We start from the raw sequence: 25,992 nt of genomic DNA on the forward strand, positions 1-25,992 counted from the left end.
GTTCATCTGCAAGGCATGGGCTTCCCAGCCCAAGCGCTTCACTCTCAATCCGCTCCAGCAAATGCCGGGACTAAACACCTAGATTTTGAGATGCGCGAGAATCCGTGCACGCGACCCGCTGTCCATTTCGCTGGAGTCATCGATCCGACCGAGTTTCAACACGGCCCAGCGATTGGCGACGCCAAGAACCAGGTCGAGATTCTGTTCGACCATCAATACGGTGGTGTTGTTTGCCCTGCATTCCTCGATGAGCACCCGTCCGATCCGCTCGACCACCGAGGGTTGGAGCCCCTCTGATATCTCATCGATCAGCAGGAGCTTCGGCTGAAGCATCAAGGCGCGGCCGAGGATCAGCATCTTCTGCTCTCCGCCCGAAAGAGTTCCAGCCTTCTGGTTCACCCTCTCACGGAGAAAAGGAAAGTGCTGACAGACCCGCTCGATCCCCTGTTTGAGCTCTTTGTCCGTGTGCAAGGCCAGACGAAGATTGTCGCGGATGGTCAGGTCCTGGAACAGCGCGTGTTCCTGCGGAGCATAGGCGACGCCTGCAGCAATCAGCGATGCAGGTGACACGCCGGCTATGGATTGCCCATCGAGATCAATCCGACCCGATCGCATTGCCACGAAGCCGAGGATCGTCTTCAGCAGCGTGGTCTTGCCCATGCCGTTCTTGCCCATCAAGGCAAATATCTGACCCTGCGGGACGGTCATCGATAACGTGTCGATGATGTTGACGGCGCCGTATCCGCTACAGACCTCGATTAGAGACAGCTTCGGAACAGGCGCGGTTGCTTCAGTCATGTGCGCCTCCTGAATAGATTGCCTTCACGAGTTCGGAATTGACGACATCTTGCACGGTTCCATCGAGCACGAGCTGGCCCTGATGGAGCACCACGATGCGGCTCGATATTTCCCGGACAAAATCGAGGTCGTGTTCGACCAGAATGGCCGCCAGCCCCAATTCACCTGTCAACTTCTTGAGGATCGTTCCGATGGTCATCCGTTCCGTCTTGGTCAAGCCTGCTGTCGGCTCGTCGAGCAGGATCAGCTGCGGCTCCAGAGCTACGACCATCGTCAGTTCAAGGCTTTGTTTCAGGCCATGCGACAGTGCGGAAACCGGTCGATCGAGCATTCCGTCAAGCGCTGTCAGTTTCAGGATCTCTACCGCGGCCGAAGGCAAATCCAGTTCCTGCGAACTGTGTACAAGGCTCGGGCGGTATCGTGCCGCGCGCGCCATGCGCAGGCATTCGGCGACGGTGAGGCTGTCGAACACGCTGGCGACCTGGAACTTGCGACCAACGCCCAAGGCTACGATAGCGTCTGGAGCAAGACCCGCAATGTTGGCGCCACGCACCGACACCGAGCCGCTGATCGATTCAGTACCATCGGAAAGGCAACGCATCAGCGTCGTCTTGCCTGCCCCGTTAGGCCCAACAAGACTGACCAGTTCGCCTGGTTGCACCGTCAGGTTGATACCTTGCAGGACGTTCAGGCTACCGTAGGATTTCCCCAGATCGTGGATCGTCAAAAGCGGCGGCTTGTCGACAACGTCCTGGGGTGCCTGCATGACTTGCGCCTGGCGCAGAGGGCCGCCTTCTCCCCGAGAGCCCTTGCTGCGCGGCAGGATTTTCCCGACCAGGCCGGCCAGGCCGTTCGGCAACAGGATGATCATCGCCACGAAGAGGGCGCCGACGATAAGCTTCCACAGGAACGGCAACTGGCCCGAAAGGCTAGCAGAAAGATAGTCGATCCCGATGGTGCCTAGCACCGGGCCCAGGATGGTGCCTCGACCGCCGAGTGCCGTCCAGATGACCAGTTCGGTGCCAAACACGAAACCGGTGTTTTCGGGTGCAACAACCCCAGAAGCATTGGCAAAGAGAAAGCCCGCCAAACCAGTCACGCCAGCCAGAACGGCGGTAAGGGCGATCTTGATGCGGCTGGCATTGAGGCCAAGATAGGCGCAGCGTGCCTCGTTGTCGCGGATCGCGACAAGCACCTTGCCTGCATCCGAACGTACGAAAATCCAGGCCGCGGCGGCAACGGCGAGAAGACAGATGCCGGTAAGCCGGAAGTATCCCGCCAGACTGAGCGGCAGGGTGGCGTACCCCACCAGTCCGCTGCTGGACCCCGTCCACTGCCCTCCGGAGAACGCGACCTGCGTGACGACGATCGGCAGAACGAGGGAGATCACGGTGGCGTAGAGCGGCGTGGCGCCGTAGCCGAATGAAAGCCAACCGACCACGACACCCAGGACAAGCGGAACCAGTATGGCCAGGACGAAAGCCAGCAGCATCAGTTCGGGACTGCTGCCCAGGTGGGTCAAAACCATGGCGGTTGCATAGGCGCCGATGCCGAAGAAAGCGGCCTGACCGAAAGTCAGCACGCCCGCGTACCCCCACAGGAGATCGACGGTCACTGCCAACATGGCATAGATCATCGAGCGGCTGAGCACGTTGAGGGCAAAGCGGTCGAGAAATGCCGGACCGAATGCAATCATGAACAGCGACGCGACGACGAGCGCCCCGAGCAGCCAAACTCGGATATTGGGCAATCTGGATTCAGGCACGAGCGAAGCCTTTCGGGCTGATACGCAGCACGAGCGCGCAAAGGACGGCGACCGTGATACCGCCAAGGACCGGACTGACGAATGTGCTGACCAGCGTCTGCGCTCCGCCGAAAACCAGACACGCTACGGCCAGAGCACCAAACGAGGAGCCGGCCACCATGACCAGCATGAAGGCGCCGATGAGCCAGGCCAGGCCCATGTCGGGGTCCACGCTGGTTAGCGGGGTCAAGAGCACTCCGGCCAAGGCTGTCAGTCCCGTGCCAATCATGAAGGTGGTCAAGCGCACTTTCGCCGTGTCGATGCCCAGCGCGCGTGCCAGCGTTTCGTTCATGATGACGGCGCGGGCAGACAGCCCAAGACGGGTTCCTTCAAGCAGGACTGCGAAACCAAGGCCGACCACCAAGGCCGCCAGGACCATGAAGAGCCGATAGAACGAGTAATCGAGACCGAAAACATTGATCGTTCCCGAGAGCAGGTTCGGCGTGAATTGCACGTCACGGCCAAACCAGAGCGTGATCAATTGACCGACGACGATACCGAGCCCCCAGGTGGCGAGGATGGCATCGAGCGGCCGCCGGTAGAGTGGTCGCACCACGAGCACTTCGGTGATGCCACCGAGGGCGGAGCCGACGACGAATGCGACAGGCAGCGCCAACCATGGATTGAGGCCCATTCCCGTGGTGGCGACAGCGCAGTAGCCGCCAACCGTCAGCCAGGCGCCATGGGCGAAATTGATGATCTTGAGCACGCCAAAGATGGCCAGCAGTCCGGCCGCCACAACAAACAGGATGGCTGCGGTCGTGATAACGTCAAGCAGAATGGTCATGATCTCTCCCCAGTGTCGAAAGGAGCGGAGCTAGCCGCCCCTTTCGATCGGATCGATGTCAGAGATTGGGACACTGAGTACCAGGATCGACATCCGGAAATGTCTCAACCACTTTTACCGAGCCGTCTTCCTGGACCTGACCGAGATACATCGTCAGCGGTGCATGGTGCTGCTTGTTCATCGAAACCGTACCGCGCGGACCGGCAACGGAGACTTCGCCCAGAGCCGAAAGCACAGCGGAAGCATCGGTCGACCCCGCCTTCTCGACCGCAGCCTTGTAGAGATAGATGCCTTCATATTGCGGTACGGAGAGATCATTGGGCGTGCGCAGTTCACCGCTGAACTTCTTTTGCATGGCCTCGAGGAACTTCTTGTTGGCCGGGCTGTCGATGGAAGTCACGTAGGAGGCTGCGATGTAGATGCCTGCCGCGTCGGGGCCCATGCTCTTGGCCGTCCCCTCGTCGACGGCGAGATTGCCGTAAGGCAGCTTTATGCCTGCGCCCCGCAGCTGTTTGGTGAGCGTGACATTCGGAGCGCCCCCCGCAGTCGATGTGATCAGGGCATCGGCGCCGGAACTTTTCAGCTTGGAAATGATGGCCGTCCAGTCGGTACCTTCGATGGGGAGATACTCCTCACCCACGACCTGCGCGCCAGCCTTCTCAAGATATGTCCGGGCGAATTCAAGCATGCCCCGGCCGAAGGCATAGTCGCTGCCCACCAGGAAGAATTTCTTGGCGCCTTCTTTCTTCACGAAATAGTCGACGACGGGTGGCACCTGCTGTTCGGGCACCCAGCCATTCACATAGAGGTCGGGGCTGCAGGAGCGCCCTTCGTAGAAAGACGTGTAGATGAAGGGAACTTCGCCCTTCGCGACGATCGGCAGGCCAGCATTTCGGGCCGCACTGGTCTCCATCGTGATGATGGCGTTGACCTCCTTCTGGAAAACGAGCGAGTCGAACGCCTTCTGCGCCCCCGCCGCGCCGGAGGCATCGTCGGCGATCTCAAGCTGGAGCTTGCGGCCCAGAACCCCGCCCGCTGCATTGATCTCTTCGACCGCCAGCTCGGCCGATTGCACCACCGACGGCGCGACCACGCTGTTGGCTCCAGACAGGCCAACCGGGATGCCGATCTTGATCGGGTCCTCGGCCCATGCCGCAGTTGCCAGCAACCCGCCGGCCATCGCGAAAAGCAGCTTCCTTGTCGTTCTATCCATGTTGGTTCCCTTTTTTTTCATGGTTGTGGTTGGTGGACTCGCGTCGGTCAGCCGTAGACGTCCGGCCGTCGATCATTGATTACATCGTTGCGTTCGCTGACGATGCGGCTTTGCACTGCGATGCCAGGCGAAACGTTAGCCATGAGAATGGCGTCCCCAGTTCGGCTGGCTGGGCCTGCCAACAGCCTGCCATTCGGCCCCACGATGATGCTGCTGCCGATAAACGGCTGCCCACGCTCCGTTCCGATACGGTCGGCGCAGGCGATGTATATCGCGTTCGAATGAGCCGCTGCCTGATGAAGGATATTGGCCATCGGCACGTCTGCCCCATCATGACCAGGGATGGGCACCCAGTTGGTCGGTACGCAGACGAGTTCGGCGCCCCTCAGCCCGAGTTGGCGGAATGTCTCCGGGAACCAGCCGTCGTAGCAGATTGCCAATCCGATCGGTCCTAGAGCCGTGTCAAACACCGGGAGACCAATGTCGCCGGGCTCGAAGAACAGCTTCTCGCGGTTCCACAGGTGGAGCTTGCGGAACTTGCCGATATAGCCGTCTGGGCCGCACAGGATGGCAGAGTTGTAGAACAGGTCGCCATCGCTCTCCGCCAGTCCGCAGACAATGTGGATGCAGAGCTCCTTTGCCAATGCGATCAGACGTTGCGCTGACAATCCGTGCGGGATGGGCGCAGCCAGGCCTGCAAGTTCCTCGCGACTTTCAAAGACGTAGCCCGTATCGGCCAGTTCGGGCAACACAGCCAGGCTGGCACCACCGGCGTGAGCCTCGCGGATGCGGATCTCCATGGCGGCCAGGTTGGCATCGACCCTGCCGATGAGCGGCTCGTACTGGATGCAGGCGACGTTGAAATCGGGTCGAAGCGCTTCCGTCGGTATGGTCAAGTCTATCTCCAAACGCAAAAAACCCCTGGCGCGGAATTCAATCCGCTAGCCAAGGGCTGCACAGCCAAAATTTCAGCGGCTCTCCAGCCGCCGAGCAAACCTGCTCTCGCGATGAAGCAAACACAGTTTGGCCGAATTCGTCAAGCGGCAAAAATAGTGCGGCGGAAAGGCAGGCTCCGCTTGATCCGGTTCGACATGCCGAAGCCGACAGCCGTCAGACTTTCAACGGTCCCGATACGGTGAGGCCAAAAGCCCGCATTGCCTCGCTCGCGGAGATAATGCTCTCGGCTACGGCAACGATCGCAACCCGCTTGGAGGTCGCCTGATCCCTGATGAGCTTGTAGGCCGCGTCTTCTTCGATGCCGTTCAGCTCGGTGAGGATCTTGACGGCCTTTTCGATCGCTCGGCGGCCCTTCAGCGTGTCCTCCAACTTGCGGACCTTGTTGACCAACCTGCTTTCGTAGCCGACGCGATAGCGCGCCAGGGTGAACTGGGTCAGCACGCCAAGTTGACGCAGCGGCTTGGTCAGGACGCCATGCGCATTGAGATCGACAATCGCTTTCAGCGAGGTGGGGCTCTCATAGGTCACAATGGCTATGACCGCGGCCTTGGTACCATCAAGCAGCGAGACCAGAGGATCGATCGCCTTATCGCTGACCTGCAGGAAAACGGCGTCAATATCGGCCGGCAACGTAGCCGGCGGTGGCCACATCGCCTTGACGTCGCAACCCAGCCGCTTGAGGTGGTCGACCAACGCCGAGCCATCCTCATCACGCGGGTGAAGAACCAGAACCCGCGCCTGACGCAGATCGTCAAGGATTCGTTTCAATGTCGACACCTTATGAACTCCGCAACCAAGGCTCCTCGAAACGAATGGAGGCGAGATAGGGGTCGGGTCGTATCTGAACCTGCGATTCCCAGGCGATATCGAACTGCCCCTTTGCATTCGCGACCCCGATGCGGGGGGTGGACCAGACATGCCGGTTTTCCGGATCAAGGTGCAAGCGACCTTCCGGTGACATGTAGTCGACCGCCAATGCTGCCTGCCCCAGTCGGTGGGTGTCGAGGGTCTCCCCCAGTTCCAATGCCCGCGCAAACAGGTGAATCTGGGCATAGGCGGTCTGCGACCACATCGTCGCCATGGCATTGCCATCGAAACGAGCCGTCAGTGCTCGAATGAAGCGATGGTTTTCATCATTTTCGACCGTGGCGAGGTAGGGAGCAGACAGGACGTGACCTGTGCATCGCTCGGGACCGATGACACGGATTTCACTTTCAGCGAGCGTTAGGCTCGCGATCGGACGCTTTTCCCGATCGATACCGGCATCGGCATACATGCCGTAGAGCTTCTGGGCGCTACGTCCAATGACGGTCGAAAACACCGCATCGGCCTCGGCTTTCTCGATCTCTTTCATGAGCCGCCGCATCGTGCGCTCATCGGCGTCCAGCGGCACATAATGTTCGCCGACGATCTCGCCGCCCTTGCACTCCAGCAAATCCCGCATGACCCGATTGGATTCGTGCGGATAGATGTAGTCGGAACCGGCCATAAAGATGCGCGGCCCGTAACGCTGCATGATAAAGTCGGCGAGCGCGAATGTATTTTGGTTGAGGGTAGCGCCCGTATAGAGGACGTTTTCGGAATATTCGAAGCCTTCATAGATGGACGGGTACCAGAGCAAGCCGTTGTGTCGCTCGACGATGGGTAGAGCTGCCTTTCGGCTTCCCGACATCGAACATCCGAAAATCACGTTGACGTCGTCTTCGGTAAGCAGTTTGCGGGCTAAAGAACGATAAGCCTCGGGGTCGCCGGCCGGATCATAAGCTATCGGCTCGATCTGGCGTCCCAGAACGCCACCGCCGGCGTTGATCTCCTCGATGGCCAGCGCCGTTCCGAAAAAATGCTCGGATTCCGTTACCGCAGTGATGCCACTGCGAGAAAACAGAATGCCAATACGCCACGTCGCTGACATGTTTTTTCGAGCCCTTCGTCCAGCCATGGCGTAGTTTACTTCGCCGATTGATGCAATCAGCCGAGCCAGGCGTGCCTTTGGTGACAACGGTAGAATGCCTCCCGCAAGCGACATGTTACGGTGATGCCTAGAGGCGTCGAGATTTAGCGACAAACCGGATCTTCGGTCCGATCCGCTGTTCAGCGACGCAGCGAAGATCGCTGTCCACCACCGCGATATGGTCGACATCGTCATGTACGCATTCGAGTGATCTGCGCTGTCACGCAGGATTTGCATCATCGCGTTTAGGATCGTCGATCCACATCGCGGATGTGGTTCACCGCAGGCGCTACCCCTAGTTAAGAGACGCATAAAATGAATAGAGGACCCGCTCGCCAACTGAGCGGGCTCTGTTGCCTGAGGCGGAACCCGATACATGGCCGCATTGGCAATATCAACGACGGAGATAAACGATTGGCAATCTCGTCTGCGGGTCTGTTTTCGGATAAAAGGGATCGGCCCCCTGCGTCCGATCAAAGTTACCGCGAGAGGCGTCCTTCATCGTCGATGAGAGCGAGACGTGCCTGTTTTCGCTCATCTCCCCAAGACCAGAGGACGAGATTGAGATCCGCGGGAGAAGAACCGGGCGCGAAGGAACGAACCAGAAGGCCATTGTGGCCTGTCTGGATAAGCACGCGAGCGAATGCCTGTGTTCTCGCTTGGCCGCTGGTCTTCATCTGGTCACGCCAGCTCGAGTCGGCCAAGCCCTCTGCATCCATATCCAAAGCAGCGAGCGCTTCAACATCACGGCCATCAAAGATGTGATCAATGTCGGCGTGATAGGCCACAAGCGTTGTCGGCTGCAAATTCCCGACCTGGTTCGCCTCCCTGATCGCCGTCAGGACCGACAAGGAACAATAAAGGGCGGGCGTACCCTTTGGATTGAAACGGCCGCCATAGCGCTCGGCGCCGCGGCCCGACAGAGGTTCTTGCGCATAGACAGGATTGAGCGCTCTATAGAGCTTACCTTCATAGCGCATCGACACGATCAGGCATAAACACCAGCGTCGACGGCATCGATATAGCCAAGAACATCGTCAACGCGTCCGTTGCCGACCAGTTGCATAGCTGTCTGGCCCGAAAATCCGGCCAGCGGTTCGGAACGATACCAAGCATAGGCGATCAAAGCCGATCCGAAGCGAGGCTCGACCTTGTTAAGGACCTCGACCATTTCGCGCAACCGGCGCTGTGTCTTATGCGACCGCACGCGCTCTTGTCGCTGTATGGCGTCCTTACCCAATCCCGCCGAGCGAGCCACATCCTCGCTGGTGGTCCGAAGGATGTCGGCGATCTTACGGGGCGCAAAGAGGCCCTTTTCGGAATATTGAGCGAGAGTCATTAAAGGGCCCGTTGACGCCACTATGTCCGACAGTATTTAGCGTCAAATTTTCCGGATTTCAAGATATGGAATTAGCAAGCGATGACAATTGCCGCGATGGCCTCATTCAATACCGACGCTGCGGCGGGCGCAATCGCAAGACCATTTCGCGGCTCCAAGTCGCGTCTGGAGCGCCGTATCCGCGTCGCAGCCTCTCATCGACCTCGAAGAGGCATGTCAGTGCCGACGCAAAGGCGAAGACACGGACCGATTCCGATCGATCGTTTTCAACCCCTAATGTCAGACCTGACGTTTGTTGAAACCGACACCTTTTCACGCGGCTTTGCTGGCGGCAGCAGATCGGGGTTCGGCGCAACGATACGCGCTGAGCAAGAAAACCAGCACCGAGGCGAGTATGACAAAGCCGCCAAGCACAGTGGATTGCGCCGGAACCTCACGGAAAGCCAGCCAGACCCAGATAGGCGCCAGCGGCGTTTCCACAGCACCGATCAATGCTGCATCGCGCGCGGGCAAATAGCGCAAGCTGAGCCCGAAGGTCAGGAAGCCAAGCGTCATCTGTACAAGCCCGAACGAGGCCAGCCAGGCAAGATCCTCCGCGACCACCGCGAGCGGGCTTGCCAACGGCAAGACGGCCACGGCGCACAATATGTTGGAAAGGATCAAAGTCTCGGCCACCGGGAATTGATCGTGCCTGCGCATGGCTATGGCCATCAGTGCCATCAAAAGGGTCATGACCAGTGCGAGAAAGTCCCCAGCAACCCCTCCCCCCGAAAGCGCCGAGGCACCAACCGTCAGGACGGCACCGGCAATGGCGGCGATCCCGGCGATCAGCGCGACCGAAGGCGGCCGGTCGCCGAGCAAGGCCCATGACAGGGCCGCAACGATCAGAGGCGCACCGGCATGAATGACCGCGACATTCGCGACCGACGTGTTACGCAGCGCGAAGATGAAGGCGACCATTGCCGTCGACGACATGCCTGCAACCAACCATGCCGCCGGCGTGAGCTTGCCGACGATGCTGGTCAGGGGCTCTCGAAGCACCAGCGTCACGAACAGCAGCACGAAAAGAGCGCTGAAGGTGCTGCGCCAGAAAAGCAGCGTCCAGCTATCGACATCGATCAACCGCGAGAACAACCCTCCTGTGCTCCAGAACACGGCCGCCAGGACCGCCAGAGCCACACCTGCGTTGCGATTGCCCGTGAAAGACATGGCTAGATGCCGCCAAGTGCGGCGCGATCGCCGGTTGAATGATACAGTCCCAAAGTTTCCGGCGCCGAAGACCGCTGGGCCAATTCGAAAAGATCGGCTCCTTCGCTATGATCGTGCCGGTAGCGCTTGAGACAACCTGAACCCAGGCGCATGACGATCTCCTGCTCATTGACGCCGATCTGAGCAGCAAGGTCGCCGACGCCAAACTCGTCATGCAGGAACTGCGCCCATGCGCCAGGACCGCATAGTTCGGTTGGAACATCCGTCACGTCGACCGTGACATATTCCATCGATATGCGTCCGACGACAGGCGCTGAATGTGCGCCGAAGCGGGCCGAAATCCTGCCCGCGCAAGCCCATGGCAAACCTTGGGCATAGCCGATCCCGACGATCGCGATCCTGCTGTTGCGGCGGGCACGGAATGTCGCCCCATATCCCACGGCTTCAAGCGCAGACACTTCGCGCACGGCAAGGACGCGGGCTTTAAGGCGCAGGACGGCACGAAGCGGATTGGGATGGACACCTGCATTGTTAAGCCCGAACAGCGCCGAGCCGATGCGGGCAAGATCATAGTGGAATGATGTGTCGAGCCATGCCCCGGCGGAGGCGACCAGGCTGCTGGCCACGGGTTTGACCACTCTGCGCAAAGCCTCAAATCGCTGCTTCTGCACGCCGTTCATCGTGTCCGATAAATGGTCGCTGCAGGCCAGATGGCTGATCAGGATCCTTGGTGGATGCCTGAGGAACCAGTCTTCACGGGAGAAATCCGCAATCTCCGACGGGGAAAGGCCAAGGCGCGAAAAGCCGGTATCGACATTGAGGAGATAGGGATCGGCCGCGGCTGTCCGAAAATGGAAGTCCATCTCCTCTTGCGTGTTGATCACCGGCAGAATGTCTTCCAGGCGATAGATCCGCTTGAAGCGAACGTAATCGTCATGGAAGGCGGCGATCCTTGCGAACGGGCAGACCGCGCGCAGTCTCAGGGCCTCTTCCAGGTTGGCGACGAAAAAGGACCTGCAGCCCGCAGCCCACAATGTTCGGGCGAGCGGCTCCAGACCAAGGCCGTAAGCATCGCTTTTGACAACCGCGGCTGTGATCACATCAGCGCCGAGGATGCCGCCCATCGTGATGTAGTTGGCGCGCACTGCATCCAGATCGATCTCCAGGACCGCGCTGTCCAATGGGAGATATCGCGCGACAGTCGCGGCCTCGGTCATCCTTCGGTCTCCACCTTGCCGTCCCCCGCACGGCAATGCGCCGATAGGTAGCTTCGAGGTTAGCTGGCGTGGATGACAGGCATCTTTCAGGTGAGTGACAGCCATCAAATTTTAAGATGGATCGATCTCAAAGCTGCGCGGTACGCGCGGCCTTAAAAGGTGCTGTCACATAGAGCTGCCATTGTTCGGTGCGTTGAACCAGACCATCAATTTTGACGCGAGGCGCAAATGGCTCTCAAAACGGGCGACCATCCTACCAGGATATTGATACTCGGCTGCGGCGTGCTCGGCGGCGGCGTCCTTGATTTCCTGAGCCAGAGCGGCCGGGACTACGACATCCACGTCGCGGCGCGGGAGATCCAGAAAGTATCGCTTCGCGCAAACCTGGCGCGTTACACGGCGGCCAATCTCGGGCATCACACCCGCATCGAGGTTGCTGCCGTCGACCTGATGAATGTCGAGGCCACGGCGGCTTATCTTGCCGGGCTTCAGCCAGACATCATCTTCAATGCAACAACGCTGCATTCATGGTGGGTGATCACCCAGTTGCCACAGGCCGCCTTCCAACGGCTGGACCAGGCGCGCGGCGGCGTCTGGGCCGCCATGCATCTGGTTCTGGTGCGCCGCCTGATGCAGGCGGTGCGCATGGCCGGCATTCAGGCGAAAGTCGTCAACGCATCTTACCCTGATGTGGTGAACGCGGCGCTCGCTGCAGAAGGTTCTGCGCCGATGATCGGAATCGGCAATATCGCCAACGCCGTTCCGGGAATCCAGCTGGCAGCCGCCCATCTTCTTGGTTGCGACGTCAAACGCATCGCCGTGCGCTTCTTTGCCCATCACTATCTGAGCTACCGTATGCCAAGCACGGGCGGCACGGACGGAGCGCCATACCATCTGACTTTCTACCGCGACGGCGAAGAACTGCCAGCGGATGCACTCGACCACGGCGAAGTGTTCACCACCATCGCCGGACGTTTCCGCCGCGTGAAAGGCTTGGCCGGACAGTCGGTGACTGCGTCTTCGGCGACCGCGGTGTTGCGCACTTTGGCTGACGGGATCGAGCGTGTCGTTCATGCACCGGGCCCACTGGGACTCGTCGGTGGCTACCCCGTGAGACTCTCACCGGATGGCGCATCGATCGAACTGCCGCAGGGGCTGTCCCTGCAGCAAGCTGTGGCGATCAACCGTGCGTGCCAGAAATTCGATGGCATAGAAGACGTGGATAGCGACGGTACCATTCGTTTCACGGCAGACTCGGCGGCGATCATTCGCGAAGAAATCGGCTTCGACTGCCCGGCAGTGCGCCTAGTGGATTGCGAGGAGACCGCGAAGGAACTTTCGGCAAAGTTTGCCGCGTATCGGCACGGACAGCTGGCGAAATCCGATTTGACCGCCGCCTGATCGTTCTGCTCCCGCTCGCAGGAACAGCGCATGCCACAAATGCACCCGCGCTAGGCAAACCGAGACAAAGGTGCATCACCCCGGCTGTAGGGTCGCACACGACTGAACAGGCAGTCTCGGTTGCCTCCTCCGGTGAAAAGCTCTTCGACACGGCGTTCGGTGCTCCTGTTCGATTGCGCAACACACGCATGGCGTCGGCAACGGAATTCATAGAAGCGCTCGCTGAAGCGAGCGATGCATGCCTGTGATATGTCGACGGGTAAATTCGCTGCAGCAGGGATCGGTTCTCAACCGCTTGGGTCTGCCTCAGCAGTGCATGATTTGTATGGATGAGTGGCCCGACCTCCCCAAGGTCGCTGACACCGGCAACGGGCGATACTTCGACCCCCGCTATCCGACCAGAGGCGTCCCCGAGCAGGTAACTTCGCCCTCCCATATGCGGCAACCGGTGAAGCAGACGCAGAGCGCTCGGGACGTTCGGTTCAGACAGGACCATGCGCCGCACCACCTGGCTGGGCAAGCCCGCAGTCGTTGTGTCGAGCATCAGATCATTGGTCACCAGACACAGCCCGTAACCATTTTGCCCCACCCATCCCAGAGTGCCCTTGGAGGCCACCGTGGCAAGCTGCGTTCCGTCCGGATCCGAGTGCACGAAGAGCATCAGACCGGATTTCGTACCTCTCGGTGCATCCCAGTTTTGGCCGATAACTGCGCCGCCACGGCCGTTGAAGGCAAGTGCGCTGCAGCCCGTTGGCGCAGGCTGCTCGAAAAACTCGAAACCTATATGGAGGAAGACATCCTCCACTTCGCAATGCGCACCGTCGGCCAGACCATCAATCTCGGCCGCGATCGAAGGCGCCAGGACGAGCAACGTTCGCCAGGACGCCGCAGCCTTGCGTCGAGCCTTCTGCATGACGCGCGCTGAAACGGACCTTTCCAGGATATCAAGCGCCGAGACGATGTCGCGCTCGCAGGCAGTCCCATGCTGATGCCCGCGCTCGTATGGCGACCCTTGCAGAAGCATGACCGGAAAACTGTGCCGCGCCATTGTGACATCCTCACCGAGCCAAAGAGGCCAGACACGCCTGCGCCTTGGACGCGCGGAACCGGGTCGTATGGCGGACAGCTGATCTGACGTTCATCCGGCGCTCGACGGCGCGCGCCAGCATCGACGCCGGCCAGCCTAGCGCGAGGTAAAAAAGGCCTGCCAACAGGAAGACATGCAGCGGCATGAACGTTTCGGACATAATGGCGCGCGACGTCAACGTCAGCTCGTTGACACCGATCAGCGCGCACACGGAACTGTCCTTGAGCACTGAGATCGCGGCAACGATCAGCGGTCCAAACATGTGGCGTATTGCTTGAGGGATGGCAACGAGCCGCAGACACAGCAGACGCGTCAGTCCAAGGGCGCGTGCTGCCTCCCATTGACCTTGCTCTATCGCCTGCATTCCGGCACGAAAAATCTCCGCCATATAGGCGCCGTGCACAAGGACAAGGCCGATCGTGCCCGTAAGCAAAGGGGAAAGAGTTATGCCCAGGTCGGGGAGAACGAAATAAAGCAGGTAGAGAACGATCAGCAGCGGTACGGCGCGCAGCACCCAAATGTAGCAGCCGACGACGTGTCGAAGTCCCGCACAGCGCGACGTCCTCATGGCTTCCAAGATAAGACCAAGGGCGAACGCACCCGAAAAACTGGCTGCGGTCAAAACGAGGGTCAGGATGGCAGCCTCGAACAGTCGCGGTCCCCAGTCGGCAAGATGTATCGCAATGTCGCCCATCAGTGGCTCGCCACGTGTTCGGCCCATCTTGTCACGCGCAACAAAATGAAAGCGACGCCGAGATAGATGGCTGCTGCCAGCCCATAGATCAGGCCCGTTTCGAATGTTCTATTCACCAGGGTACGCGCCTGGAACATCAATTCCGGGGCTGCGATTGCGGCTGCAAGCGTGGTGTCCTTGACAAGGGCCACGGCATAATTCCCGAGCGGCGGAAGGCTTATTCGCCATGAATTGGGAACGATCACCAGCCGGAAGGTCAAAAAACGTGAAAGTCCAAGCGCAAGTGCGGGCTCATTGTGGCTCGCTGCGACCGACCGGAATGAAGCTGTGAAGGTGTCCACAAGCATTGCCGACCCTATGACACCCAGCCCGACCGTCGCGGCCGTCACGGGCGGAAGTCGGATTCCGAGATGGGACAGGCCAAAATACACCAGAAGCAACCAGACAAGGCTGGGTATGTTTCTAAGCACCTCGGCATATACCGTGATGACCGCGTCCAGTGCCTGCGATCGGAGCAAAAAACTCGCGGAAGCCAATGCAAAGCCGAGGGCAACCGCCAGCGCAAGCGCACCGACGGCGATGATCACGCTGATCTTCGCGCCATCCAGCAGGACTGACAAAACAACGCCGAGGTCAACCACAGCTCATGCCCGCCGGCTATTGCGGACAACGCGGAGCAGCCCAACCGGTGGGCCTATCGACGCCGGCGCGAAAATTGTCAGTTGACGGTGTGAAGGTCGTATCGCTCACCAGGCCGTAGCGCTTGCCGATAACCCTGACTTCGCAGCTCGACCACAGCAGCCTGATCTCTCGACTGAGATCCTCGGCGAGTGCCTGGTTGTTCTTGGAGAGGCCGAAAACATATTGCCGGCCGGTACTCGTCAACAACGGGAAAGCCGGATTGTTGTCCACGAAGGGGATCGTGTGAAGCTGCCACTTCGAATTGCGCGATATCGCATAGTCGATGGCTGGCGGGTCGCCGATCATCGCGTCTATCCTGCCGATTACGAGATCACGCATTGCCGCATCCGGTGTGTCATAGAGCGTCAGTTGCAGGCCGGGCAGTCTTCTCAGTTCAACCAGAAAGCCAAAGCCGATCATCGACCCGACCTTCTTGTTCTCCAGGTTTGCCAGGCTGTTCCAATTCTGGCCGATCTTCTGGGTGATGCCGTTTTGGAAATAAGCCGTGGGGTCGGTCATGGTCAGGACGTCGGCGCGCTGCCGCGTCCAGGCAACGTTGCCGCCGATGATGTCAACGCGCCCTGACTGGGTGGCAGCGATGGCACCGGACCATTCCATCGGAACCGGCTTGATCTTGAGGCCAAGTTTGGCCGCGGCCCTGTGCAGGATTTCGCCGTCGTATCCTGACAGTGCACCATCATCTGCGACAAGCCCCGGCATATCGCCCGTGACCGCAACGCTTAGGGTGTCAGGCTCGCTCAGCTGATAGCGTTCTGGGTCAGAGCCGGCCTTCGAAAACAGCGTGGCCGTCAGCGTCCAGAACGCGACACCCAGGCAAATCCGAACAACAAGCCGAGCATAAATCATCTGCCCCATCACTCCATGCGAGAGGGGAAATCAGCCCATCGATATCCGTAATGTGAGTTAAGTCTAATACTTGCCGGCTTACTTGTAAACGTGCTCGGCATGTCACAAAAACGCGATGGCGTGCGCTTTGCGCTTCACCTGCTTGGACGTTGGCGGAACGTTATTTCCAGCGGGTTGATCTGCATTTCGAGCAGTTGCACTTCTCGCCTGACCAGCGGAAGCAATTGCTCGAACCGCTCCGGAGACAGCCTGGCACTGGTCATGTTTACGGCGATTGCGACACCACTTGGCCTGCCCTTTGGGCAGATCGCCACGGCAAACGCCGAGATCCCCGCCACCAGGTCCCCTCGGTCGAGCGCGTATCCTTCTTGACGCACCGCCGGCAGCAAACTGCGGACGCGGCCCGCAGTCAGCCCATGATGCTGCGGATAAAGCGGCGAATTTGCCTCAATGATGGCGTCTGCTTCTTCTGAGGGCAGTGAAGCGAGGATGGCCAAACTGGCCGATCCGACCCCAAGCGGGATCTGCCCCCCTATTCCGCCGGTAAGGCTGTCGATCGTATAGCTGCCTTGGTGACGATCCACACAGATCGCATTCACACCCGATCGCGCCATCAAAAAGACTGTATCGCCCGTGGCTGCACCGATCCGTGTCAGCGCGGGCTGTGCCAGGGTTCGCAGCCCGGACTCGTCGGCAGCGTGAACACCCAGCACGAAAAGCCCGAGGCCGAGCCGGTAACGTTTGGTGAGCGTATCCCGATCGATCAAGCCATGACGCTCAAGGGCGACGGCGATCCGGTGCGCTGTTGGCTGCTTGAGATTCAGCCCGTCGCTGATCTCGGAGATGGTAGTGCCCGCGGCTCCAGCTGTTTCGCCGACGAACTTCAGCACCGCGACTGCGCGATCCAAAAGTTGCGTTCCGCTCGCCTGTTCCATTTCCTCGACTGCTTTTGGCATCCACCGCGCGTATTTTCAAAAACCGATACCTTCCCAATGCCCCATGCCAACCGGCTTGACAAGCCTGCTGCTGTTTTTTCTTGCGTCGGCTAATCCATAGTTTGGATATTTTTCTGTTTGACAACCACAATGTGGTGTGAATATCGTGTGACAGTTCGGTGACGCTCAAGCCCTCCGGGGAGCTTCCCAATCGGTCGGCTTCGGATGGAGGCTGCCAAAAACGCCTGAAGTCCGAGCCGTCGATACGAACGCGAACGCACCTCAAACTGGGAGTGAGCATTCCATGGCGCATGCAGGAGAAGCAGGTCTTTCCGACACCGCGGTTTCGGCCGCGGCCAAGCCAAGTTTGCGGGGAATAATTCAGGCCAACAGCCTGAGTTTTGTCATGGAGGCGCATGACGCTTTGTCCGCGACCATCGCGGAGCGCGCTGGGTTTAAGGGGCTTTGGGCCTCTGGTTTGTCGATTGCGTCCAGCCTTGGCTACCGGGACGCCAACGAAGCATCGTGGACACAGCTGGTTGAAGTCGTGGAGCGGATGGCCGATGCCGCTTCAATCCCCATCCTGGTCGACGGCGATAGTGGGTTTGGCAATTTCAACAATGCCAGGCTTGCGGCGAAGAAGCTCTTCCAGCACGGCGCCGCCGGCATCTGCCTCGAAGACAAAGGCTTTCCCAAGATGAACTCTTTTGTCGGCGACCGGCATCCGCTGGCGGAAGTCAGTGAATTTTGCGGGCGGCTGCGTGCGGTTAAAGATACGCTGGCTTCCGAAGACTTCGTCCTGGTTGCGCGTGTCGAGGCACTTATCGCGGGTTACGGCCAGGAAGAAGCGTTGATGCGCGCGCATGCTTACGCAGATGCCGGCGCCGATGCGATACTCATCCACTCGCGCAAGGCAGACGCCAGCGAAATCCTTTCCTTCGCGAAGGATTGGAGCAATCGGCTTCCGCTGGTGATTGTGCCGACGAAATATTACCGCACACCCGTCGATGAATATCGCGCAGCCAAGATCTCGACGGTCATCTGGGCCAACCACAACATGCGTGCGGCCGTTCTAGCCATGCGCCAGGTGTGCGAACGCATCCTGCGCGAAGAGACGATCGCCGGCATCGAAAACGAGGTCGCCACATTGGATGATGTGTTCGACCTGCTCAACTACCGCGAGCTGGCGGAAGCCGAGGGACGATACCTTCCCTCGGTCGCGGTCGCCGCGGAATAGCTTCCGGTCGGGTCAGGACACCAGACCCACAAACATCAGATGCAACTTTATGAGGGCCGACCATGTTGGCACAGCGTACGAAGCTTTTTGCGTCGTCGGGGACGGCTGCCGCTCGCGCGGCCGCCAAGGCGGCGGCCGATGCCGGCAAGGAGGTCATCGACCTCACGGCCGGAGAAATATGGTGTGACCTGGCGCCGCGCATTCGCGAGGGAGCGCTCGCCGCAATCGAACGGGGCGAGAACCGGTATACCGATACGGTCGGGCTTCGTGAACTGCGCGAAGCACTTGCCGCAAAGGTCTCTCGGGAAACCGGGCAGGTCTGGCAGGCGGACGAAATCGCGGTCACCAGCGGCGCCAAGCAGGCATTGTTCAACACGGCGATGGTGCTGCTGGACCCCGGCGATGAAGTCATCATCCCAAGCCCCTACTGGACGACCTTCCCGGCGCAGGTTTTGATTGCCGGCGGGCGGCCGGTGCATGTCGATACGCGCGACAACGGCTTTGTTCCGAAGCCCGAGGAACTCGAACGCGCCATTACGGCGAAGACGCGCGCGATCGTCGTCAACAGCCCCAGCAACCCGACGGGCGTCGTCTATGACCAGACCACGCTCGAGCTGATCGCCAATCTGGCGATCCGCCATGATCTCTGGATCATCTTTGACGAATGCTATGGCGCCTTCGCGCATGCGCCGCATGTCCATCATCCGATCGTCTCGCTCGTGCCGGAGGCGCGCTCGCGTACCATCATCATCAATGCATTCTCCAAGACGCTTGCTCTGACGGGCTGGCGAATTGGCTACCTGGCCGCGCCAAAGAGCGTGATAGATGCCGTCAAAGCACTGCAGTCCCACACGACGTCGAACCCGAACGTGATCGCGCAGCACGCCGTGCTGGAACATCTGCGGCACGGCGACGGCAGCTATGAAAGACGTCTCTTCGACCAGCTGACGCTGGCGCGTCGGCTTGGGCTCGACATTCTGTCTCGCCAAGCCATCGCGCCACCGCCAAAGGCGCAGGGCGGGTTTTACTTCTATCTCGACCTCAGTGGCCTTGCGCAGCGCGGGGCGATTTCCACCGCACCGCGAACCGCGGACGATGCCGTCAACGCCCTGCTCGCCGAGGCTGGCGTCGCCGGCGTTTCGGGCAGCGCCTTCGGGGACCCAATGGGTCTCCGCCTCTCCTACGGCATTGATCACAACAAACTCACGCGGGGCTTGGAACGGCTCGTCGAAACGGTTGACGCGTGGACCAGCCCATCTCGCAACGTAGCTTAAGGAAAGCTGTCATGTTCAGGAACGAAGTACCCAAGAGCGCTGTCATCCTGGCTGCGGGGATGGGTTCGCGGCTGAAGCCGTTGACCGACTTCCGGCCGAAACCTTTGGTGGAGGTCCTCGGCGTTTCGATCATCCACAACGCCTTGCGTCACCTTGGCGCGATGGGGGTCAGATCGGCCACCATCGTCGTCGGTTACCGGAAGGATGCAATCGAGTACGCCTGTGGCGATCGGTTTGCCGGTGTCGACATCGACTATGTCGAGTCCACCGTCTACGACCGCACCGGCAGCGCCTATTCGCTCTGGCTTGCCCGTCACACCCTGCTGAGCGGCGACATCTTCCTGCTTGAAGGAGACGTCTTCTTTGAGCGGCAGGCCCTGGTGTCCCTCATGGCCTCCGGTGCCGGAGATGTGGCTGCGGTGGCGCCCTTCACCGAAGAGATGGAAGGCTCGGCCGTCGTGCTCGGCCCGCAAGGCACGATTGCTGAAGTTCGCATGCGGCAGACGGCCGCCGATCTCAACCAGATGGGTGGCCCTCGCCTGTTCAAAACGCTCAACCTGTTTCGGTTCTCCCGTGCGACCCTTTCAAATGTCATCGTCCCTGCCCTCGACGACCTGATCGGCACGGGAGCAGGCACCACCTACACCGAACAGGTGCTCGCGCGGCTGATCGCCCGCGGCATGAATCTTACGGCAGCACGTTGCGACAGCGTCAAATGGTACGAGATCGACAACCAGGCTGATCTGAGAATGGCGGAAAGCCTCTTCGCCACCCCCGAACTGCCTGTCTTGTCGCAGGCCTCTTGAGGATCGCCCCGAGGAGGAACGCACATGCTTCGTCAACTTGTCGACCCTGCGAACGCCATCACCGGAATAGGTCTGGTCCTGTCCGTCATCGGCATTAGCTTTGTGCTTGCCGGCCAACTCGAAATAGGCGTCGCGATAGCGCTCTGGGCGCTGCTGGCCGACCATCTCGACGGCGTTGTGGCCAAGCGCACCATTGGGCGAGCATCCGAAACGGGCGAGGTTGGAAAGAACCTCGATTCATTAGCGGATCTGGTGAGCGCGGGCATTTTTCCCGCCGTCACCCTGATCGCCGTTGGGCAAGGATCGCTGCTGTCCATCGCCGCCGCGGCAACGCTGTCTTTGGCCAGCGCGCTGCGCTTGAGCTATTTCAATGTCTTCGGCTCGCCCGGCGGGCGGTTCATTGGCGTTCCGACCACCTATGCGTTGCCCGTGACGGCGGTGATGTTCCTGGCCCGCCCCTTCATCCCGGCTGTCGCATTCCCCGAGCTCCTGGCCTTTGTCGTGCTTGCGATCGCGGCTTTGCACGTCACGCCGGTCCGGATTCCAAAGACGGCCGGGGCCATGTACCTGGTGGTGACGGTCTTCTGCGTTGCCGCCTCGCTCGCGCTTGCGTTTGGACCTTGGCGGGTCGGCCAGACGCCTTGGCTCAGGGCAGGCCAGGCCGAAAATCTCGCGTCACAGCCCCCAACAGACCTCGTGATGAATGTTCCTGGGCGCTGATCATGTTCGCCGTCATAGAGTTTGATGCAACCGCGCCCGGCAATGCCGAACTCCGAAAGCCGGCCGCAGGTCCCGAGCTGGCGATCGAAGCCGACGGCTTGTCACTCCAGGTCTCGGGCCGGCCGCGCCTTTTGAGGGGAGCGGGTTCGGTCGATTTCGAACCGGCCAGCTTCCTCGAAATGTTCACGCAGACCGGCATTGCTGCCTTCGATTGCCTGGACGGGCAGTACGCCATAGCGCTTTTCGACAGCACCAGCAGGACCGCATATCTGGCGCGCGATCCATTCGGGACGATTCCCCTTTACAGGGCCCACGTGCGGAACTGGCTGGCTTATTCCGTTTCCATGGCAGACCTTTTGCAACTGGAAGGGCTAACCACCGACTATGATCAAGCGGCCATCGCTTATTTCCTGCGGGAAGGCTGGGCCCCACCCTTCACGACCTTCCTCAAGGCGGTCAAACCGGCAAGGCCAGGCTACCTCGAGGTTTTCACGCCGGAAGCACAGACAGCCCACCGCTTGCACCCAAGACCCGGCGATTACCCTTTGCCAGTGCACGCGTCCGAGCCGAAGACCCTTCTTTCCAAGGTCCGGCAAGCGGTCCGCGACAGCGGCCCGACAGATAGCCGGCGGATCGGCGTCGCGCTGAGCGGTGGCATCGATTCAGCGGCCATCACTGCCCTGTTGCGTGAGGCCCATCCTGGCGAAAGCCTTGATACTTTCACCGTTGGTTATGGTCCGGACGACCCCGAAATTCGTGGTGCGCGCGCCACGGCCGCCTATTTTGGAACGTCCCACCACGAACTGTTCGTAGGCCCATCGGAAGTTCGCGATCATATCGAAGAGACCGTGGCAATTCTGGGCAATCCTGGCGGCTACGACGAACTGCCATGTCTGAGCGCGCTCTGGAGTCTGGCTGCCAAGCATGTCGATGTGCTCTATTCCGGCAACGTCAGTGATGCGATCTTCGCCGGTATGTCGACCCATCGCCGGCTCTGGCGTCACAAGACGCTGGAGCGTTACCTGCGACCCTTGGGTATCGGGCGCGCCGTCGACCACGGTATTCATCATAAGGCGCAACCCGGTTCTGAACCCTGTTCAGTCATCGGTTATGGCGGCGCTTCAGCTGGGTTCCGGCACTGGCTCGGACATGCCTCGACACTGTTTGAGGCGCTCAAATCCGACCTTGATGCTTGGGATGAGCGCACCGGTGCCCAGACGCTGCTGGCTCGGCACTATGGCATCGAGCTGCGTGCACCATTTGCGCACAAGCAGCTTATCGAATTCGCCCTGTGCATGCGCGATGCCGACAAGGTTAACATCTTTGGGGTGAAGCGGCTGTTTCGACGTTCATTGCGCTCCGTCTTGCCGGCATCGATCCGCTACCGTCGAAAGGGCATCCAGCATCTCCGCTACGATGCGGAGATGCAGACCATGCTGCTCGAATTGGTCGAACACTACCTGTCGGGAAAATCAGTACGGCGTCGCGGCGTGCTTGACCCTTCCTCAGTCGAGGAAATCAAAGCGGATGTGCGATACGCGCTAACACCGACAAACTTCAGATATGCCTGGAACGCGATCCTGTTTGAAATCTGGTGCCGGAAGTTCGTCGACGGTGTTGCCACGACTACCCAGCACGAAGCCCCGCTGTCCATAGCAGGCGAATGATGATGTTGGCCTCACAGCCCCAGGCCATCGCTGCAAGAGGCACCGTCAACGACTACGCGTTGCTGCTCTTGATGTCATGCTTCTCCGGCGCAACATTCGGTTTAATCAAGATCGCCGTCGAGACAATTCCGCCGCTGACACTGGTCGCCTGGCGCACCGCCATGGCGTGTGCGATCCTCCTAGTATTCATGGCCTACCAGCACATCAGCCTGCCGAGGACCCGGCAAGCCTGGGCGGCACTCGCGATACAGGCCTGTTTCAACAGCGTAATCCCCTACACGCTGATTGCCTGGGCCCAACAGACAATCGACACGTCAGTCGTCACGATCCTGAGTTCCACCACGCCCGTATTTACCTTCTTGATCGGCGTGTTCATCACCCGACATGAGGTGTCCAGCGCCAAGCGAATGGCCGGGGTCGTTCTTGGCCTTTTAGGCGTTGTCCTTATTGTCGGTCAGAATTCTCACGGCGCATGGCTCAACGGATTACCGCAGCAAATCGCGGTGGTTGGCGCGGCCATTTGCTTCGCATTCTCCGCAACTCTCGGCTGGCGGTTCCGCCATCTCGATCCAACAGCGCCTGCAGCAGGTTCTCTGCTGTGCGGTGCAGTCGTTTTGATCCCGCTCAGCTTCATCCTCGACGACGGGTGGCAGGTTTCACCATCCTCAAGGTCACTTCTTGGCCTGGTAGCACTGGTGATTTTTCCCACCACGATCGGCTTCGTACTCTACTTCAAGCTTCTCAAATCTCTGGGTTCGGTCGTAACCACCGCCCAATCCTATCTGCGTGTGCCGATAGGCGTCGCCATCGGCTTCTTTTGCTTCGGCGAAGACCTGACTGCGATACAATTTACAGGGCTCGCCCTGGTGCTGACGGGCGTTGCCGCCATGGCTGCCCAACATCGGGTGGTGGATGGTGATCGATCGTAGATCCCTGCTCAAGCAAGAATCTCTGATTTCTCCAGTTTAGTCGCGTTGGTCGGGCCGGGTCCTCGGGTCGCCGCATCCCAGTGCAATCGGACCTGATTGAAGTGCACGACGATATCTCGATCGTCGACCAGGATAACGGCATAGAAGGGATCGAGTATGGTGTCTCGGATCAGCTCGGTCTGGAAATCCAGCATGCCATGATGCGTTGTTCCGGAAAGCACGGTGAAAGGAATCCCTCGCCACGAACCGCTGACATTGCGGTGCATGTGCCCGAAAAACATGTGCCGAATACGCTCCCGGAACGGCGCAAGCGTTTCCCAAAGCTCGTTATCGCTCAGAAGCGGAATTTGATCGATCCGCTTCAAGGCTACCCGTAGCGGCGCATGATGCATGAACAAAAGGGCGGGCCGCGGATCCAGTCGCAATCGTTCAGCGAGCCAATCCAGCCGCCGCTCGCATAGCCTGCCGGCATGCTCTCCTTCGATCCAAGTGTCGAGGACAAGCCCCTGTTGCGAGCCGAAGTCGATCTGCGCCTGGGCCGCCCCCGTTCGGGCATCCAATGCGCCGGGGAACACACGCGAAAATGTCGTCCGTCGATCGTGATTGCCCAGCGTCAGATAAACCGGCGGCAATCGATAGTCGGCGAGGATGTCGCGCAGCAGCTCATAGGACGGGCGGTCGCCATTGTCGGCGAGGTCACCGGAGATGACCACCGCCCTGGCATCATTGTGTTCGCTCTCGATCTGTTCCAGGCAATCGCGAAAGCGTCGCTCCGGATCAAGTCGCCGCAACTCCGTTCCGGGCGGCACGAGATGGATATCGGTGATTTGAATGATCTTGATCATCAGATGCCGCGCAAATCTGTGGCCGGATTGAACGGTCCGAAATCCATCGGCAGTGCGGGATATGGCGCCCAGGCAACGGTCCTTTTCTTGGCGTAAAAGCCTCCGTTGCTGTGCAGGATAATGAATGGCACCTGATCGGCGATGATGTCGAGCGATCGCTGCTGCAGTTTACGCCGCGCGTCGCTATCGGTGCTTTGCTCGAATTGGACACCGATCTGCTGGTACTCGGGCGAATTCCAGATCGCGAGCTTGTTTAGGCCGCCGCCAGGTCCGTATTGCCGCCACACCATTGCAGTCGGGTCGGGCCAGGCAGGTACGATAGACTCGTCCCACACGGCGCCGATTGGCTTCTGGTAGACTTGGCTGAAATTCTCCATCGGCTGGAGGGTGACGTTGAGGCCGACCGTTTTCCACATCTCGGCCAAAACCTGCGCTGTCAGCACCTGGTTGGGATACCAGTTATTGAGCAACCTGTAGGGGATCGGTTCACCACCGTAACCGGAGGCCTTGACCAGCTCGGTCGCCCGTTTTGGGTCATAACCAACCGCTGGAAACTGCGGAATGTAGACGTCGCCGAAGATCGGATATTGCGCACCGTTCGGAACTGCAATGCGGTCGGCCCACAGCTGCTTGACGATCAACTCGCGATCTATGGCGAGGCTCATCGCTCTGCGAATGTTCGGGTCGGAGAGCCATGGGGCCGTGGTGTCGATCGCCAGAATCCGCATGTTAAGGATTGCCCCTCCCAGCAGGTCGAGCGCATCATTCGCCCCAATGGCATCGAACTGATCACGCGGCAAATCAGAGATCAGGTCGTAATCTCCAGCCAGCAAGCCGTTGACCCTCGATGCGCTCTCGGGAACGACACGAAACTCGATCCGCTGAAACGGTGGACGGCCGCCCCAGTAGTCATCGTGCGCTTCAAGGATCAGGCCGACATCCTTGCGGTTCTCTCTGATCTTGTAAGGTCCGGTTCCGATCGGAGCCTGAAACCAGGCTTGCCAACTTCCGGCCTTCTCGAATGCGGCCCTGCTTACGATCTGGCACGCCCAGGCTGCCAGCTTCTTCTCGAGCGCCGGATCCGGGGCCTTGGTTGTGATTTGAACAGTCCGGCCGTCCGTGGCGACAACATTGTCGATCGTGCGCTGGTATTGAGCAGCTACCGTGGCGCCCTTCCCCTCAGGTCCTTTACGGCGCGCTTCGCTCAGCGAAAAAACGACATCATCAGCGGTCATCGTCGAGCCGTCATGGAATTTGACATTCGGCCGCAGAGCGAATTCCAGCGTAGTCGGGTTCAGCATCCGCCAGCTTTGGGCGAGAGCCGGCACGACCTTCAAATTGTCGTTGTAGTCCAATCGCAACAGCCCGTCGTAGACATTGTAGAGCGTGCGCAAAGTCGGCGTATTGTTGGCCATGATCGGATCGGTGAAGTCGGGCTGGGCTGGCACGGCCACCACAATGCCGGGTCTGCCCTTGTCGGCCAGCGCGGGCCTGGCAAGGGCTGAAAGCGCGACACTCGCCGCCGCGGTCTTCATCAACGTCCTTCTGGTGATCGGCATGGAAGCGCTCCTGCT

General features: G+C 59.9%; 24 protein-coding genes and 1 pseudogene. 7 read left to right on the forward strand and 18 right to left on the reverse strand.

Annotated elements, in window-relative coordinates; all coding sequences use genetic code 11:
- Positions 1–78 precede the first annotated feature (78 nt).
- The 11 genes from L4923_RS25910 to L4923_RS25960 all read right to left on the reverse strand — a co-directional run bounded on the left by L4923_RS25910 (position 79) and on the right by L4923_RS25960 (position 11,275).
- Entirely contained in the window at positions 79–798 is a 720-nt protein-coding gene (locus tag L4923_RS25910) for an ABC transporter ATP-binding protein (RefSeq protein WP_239369993.1), read from the reverse strand.
- Positions 791–2,494 carry a branched-chain amino acid ABC transporter ATP-binding protein/permease gene (locus tag L4923_RS25915; protein ID WP_239370020.1) on the reverse strand — a complete coding sequence of 568 codons (1,704 nt, stop codon included), beginning with the start codon at positions 2,492–2,494 and terminating at the stop codon, positions 791–793. The genes L4923_RS25910 and L4923_RS25915 overlap by 8 nt, the downstream gene beginning before the upstream one ends.
- A 61-nt stretch (positions 2,495–2,555) precedes the next feature.
- Positions 2,556–3,389 carry a branched-chain amino acid ABC transporter permease gene (locus L4923_RS25920; RefSeq protein ID WP_239369994.1) on the reverse strand — a complete coding sequence of 278 codons (834 nt, stop codon included), beginning with the start codon at positions 3,387–3,389 and terminating at the stop codon, positions 2,556–2,558.
- A 58-nt stretch (positions 3,390–3,447) separates the two neighbouring features.
- Positions 3,448–4,602, reverse strand: coding sequence for a substrate-binding protein (locus L4923_RS25925; protein ID WP_239369995.1), 1,155 nt, complete (start codon positions 4,600–4,602; stop codon positions 3,448–3,450).
- Between the two features lie 47 nt (positions 4,603–4,649).
- A complete protein-coding gene (locus tag L4923_RS25930; protein WP_275448585.1) occupies positions 4,650–5,498 on the reverse strand; it encodes a nitrilase family protein in 849 nt (282 codons plus the stop codon).
- A gap of 214 nt (positions 5,499–5,712) precedes the next feature.
- Positions 5,713–6,336: an ANTAR domain-containing response regulator gene (locus L4923_RS25935; protein ID WP_239369996.1), complete on the reverse strand. Its 624-nt coding sequence runs from the start codon at positions 6,334–6,336 to the stop codon at positions 5,713–5,715.
- Between the two features lies 1 nt (position 6,337).
- A complete protein-coding gene (locus L4923_RS25940) occupies positions 6,338–7,498 on the reverse strand; it encodes a transporter substrate-binding domain-containing protein (RefSeq protein ID WP_239370022.1) in 1,161 nt (386 codons plus the stop codon).
- 491 nt (positions 7,499–7,989) lie between these two features.
- Positions 7,990–8,490, reverse strand: a complete 501-nt coding sequence (locus tag L4923_RS25945; protein WP_239369997.1) for an RES family NAD+ phosphorylase — start codon at positions 8,488–8,490, stop codon at positions 7,990–7,992.
- A gap of 8 nt (positions 8,491–8,498) precedes the next feature.
- Positions 8,499–8,849 (reverse strand): hypothetical protein, encoded by a 351-nt coding sequence (locus tag L4923_RS25950; RefSeq protein ID WP_239369998.1) that lies wholly within the window; start codon positions 8,847–8,849, stop codon positions 8,499–8,501.
- Positions 8,850–9,161: 312 nt separating this feature from the next.
- Positions 9,162–10,058 carry a DMT family transporter gene (locus L4923_RS25955; RefSeq protein WP_239369999.1) on the reverse strand — a complete coding sequence of 299 codons (897 nt, stop codon included), beginning with the start codon at positions 10,056–10,058 and terminating at the stop codon, positions 9,162–9,164.
- A 2-nt stretch (positions 10,059–10,060) separates the two neighbouring features.
- Positions 10,061–11,275, reverse strand: a complete 1,215-nt coding sequence (locus L4923_RS25960) for an alanine racemase (protein WP_239370000.1) — start codon at positions 11,273–11,275, stop codon at positions 10,061–10,063.
- 228 nt (positions 11,276–11,503) lie between these two features.
- Between L4923_RS25960 and L4923_RS25965 the strand changes: the two genes are divergently transcribed.
- The gene (locus L4923_RS25965) at positions 11,504–12,676 is read left to right on the forward strand and encodes a saccharopine dehydrogenase NADP-binding domain-containing protein (RefSeq protein ID WP_275448587.1); all 1,173 of its coding nucleotides are present in this window, start codon (positions 11,504–11,506) and stop codon (positions 12,674–12,676) included.
- Positions 12,677–12,788: 112 nt separating this feature from the next.
- On the opposite strand, the pseudogene L4923_RS31240 reads toward L4923_RS25965, so the two are convergent.
- The 5 genes and pseudogenes from L4923_RS31240 to L4923_RS25990 all read right to left on the reverse strand — a co-directional run.
- Positions 12,789–13,724, reverse strand: a pseudogene (locus tag L4923_RS31240) (C45 family autoproteolytic acyltransferase/hydrolase); the annotation flags it as partial.
- A 10-nt stretch (positions 13,725–13,734) separates the two neighbouring features.
- Complete coding sequence (locus L4923_RS25975; protein WP_239370003.1) at positions 13,735–14,457, reverse strand: amino acid ABC transporter permease; 723 nt, start codon at positions 14,455–14,457, stop codon at positions 13,735–13,737.
- Positions 14,457–15,098, reverse strand: coding sequence for an amino acid ABC transporter permease (locus tag L4923_RS25980; protein WP_239370004.1), 642 nt, complete (start codon positions 15,096–15,098; stop codon positions 14,457–14,459). The genes L4923_RS25975 and L4923_RS25980 overlap by 1 nt, the downstream gene beginning before the upstream one ends.
- A 16-nt stretch (positions 15,099–15,114) precedes the next feature.
- The gene (locus L4923_RS25985) at positions 15,115–16,005 is read right to left on the reverse strand and encodes a substrate-binding periplasmic protein (RefSeq protein WP_239370005.1); all 891 of its coding nucleotides are present in this window, start codon (positions 16,003–16,005) and stop codon (positions 15,115–15,117) included.
- A gap of 134 nt (positions 16,006–16,139) precedes the next feature.
- The gene (locus L4923_RS25990) at positions 16,140–16,961 is read right to left on the reverse strand and encodes an IclR family transcriptional regulator (RefSeq protein WP_239370006.1); all 822 of its coding nucleotides are present in this window, start codon (positions 16,959–16,961) and stop codon (positions 16,140–16,142) included.
- A 283-nt stretch (positions 16,962–17,244) separates the two neighbouring features.
- On the opposite strand from L4923_RS25990, the gene aepX reads away from it, so the two are divergent.
- From aepX to L4923_RS26020, 6 genes are all read left to right on the forward strand, one after another.
- Positions 17,245–18,177: a phosphoenolpyruvate mutase gene (aepX, locus tag L4923_RS25995; protein WP_239370007.1), complete on the forward strand. Its 933-nt coding sequence runs from the start codon at positions 17,245–17,247 to the stop codon at positions 18,175–18,177.
- A gap of 62 nt (positions 18,178–18,239) precedes the next feature.
- Positions 18,240–19,451 carry an aminotransferase class I/II-fold pyridoxal phosphate-dependent enzyme gene (locus L4923_RS26000; protein WP_239370008.1) on the forward strand — a complete coding sequence of 404 codons (1,212 nt, stop codon included), beginning with the start codon at positions 18,240–18,242 and terminating at the stop codon, positions 19,449–19,451.
- Between the two features lie 11 nt (positions 19,452–19,462).
- Entirely contained in the window at positions 19,463–20,257 is a 795-nt protein-coding gene (locus L4923_RS26005; RefSeq protein ID WP_239370009.1) for a phosphocholine cytidylyltransferase family protein, read from the forward strand.
- A gap of 24 nt (positions 20,258–20,281) precedes the next feature.
- Positions 20,282–20,977: a CDP-alcohol phosphatidyltransferase family protein gene (locus L4923_RS26010; RefSeq protein WP_239370010.1), complete on the forward strand. Its 696-nt coding sequence runs from the start codon at positions 20,282–20,284 to the stop codon at positions 20,975–20,977.
- 2 nt (positions 20,978–20,979) lie between these two features.
- On the forward strand, positions 20,980–22,644 hold the full coding sequence (locus tag L4923_RS26015) for an asparagine synthetase B family protein (RefSeq protein WP_239370011.1): 1,665 nt from the start codon (positions 20,980–20,982) through the stop codon (positions 22,642–22,644).
- A gap of 2 nt (positions 22,645–22,646) precedes the next feature.
- Positions 22,647–23,573, forward strand: a complete 927-nt coding sequence (locus tag L4923_RS26020; protein ID WP_239370012.1) for a DMT family transporter — start codon at positions 22,647–22,649, stop codon at positions 23,571–23,573.
- 8 nt (positions 23,574–23,581) lie between these two features.
- On the opposite strand, the gene L4923_RS26025 is transcribed toward L4923_RS26020, so the two are convergent.
- The gene (locus tag L4923_RS26025; RefSeq protein WP_239370013.1) at positions 23,582–24,418 is read right to left on the reverse strand and encodes a phosphodiesterase; all 837 of its coding nucleotides are present in this window, start codon (positions 24,416–24,418) and stop codon (positions 23,582–23,584) included.
- Complete coding sequence (locus tag L4923_RS26030; RefSeq protein ID WP_239370014.1) at positions 24,418–25,977, reverse strand: ABC transporter substrate-binding protein; 1,560 nt, start codon at positions 25,975–25,977, stop codon at positions 24,418–24,420. The genes L4923_RS26025 and L4923_RS26030 overlap by 1 nt, the downstream gene beginning before the upstream one ends.
- Positions 25,978–25,992: the final 15 nt, after the last annotated feature.

This window comes from Terribium retamae (genome assembly GCF_022347545.1).
GTDB classification, from domain to species: Bacteria; Pseudomonadota; Alphaproteobacteria; order Rhizobiales; family Rhizobiaceae; genus Mesorhizobium; species Mesorhizobium retamae.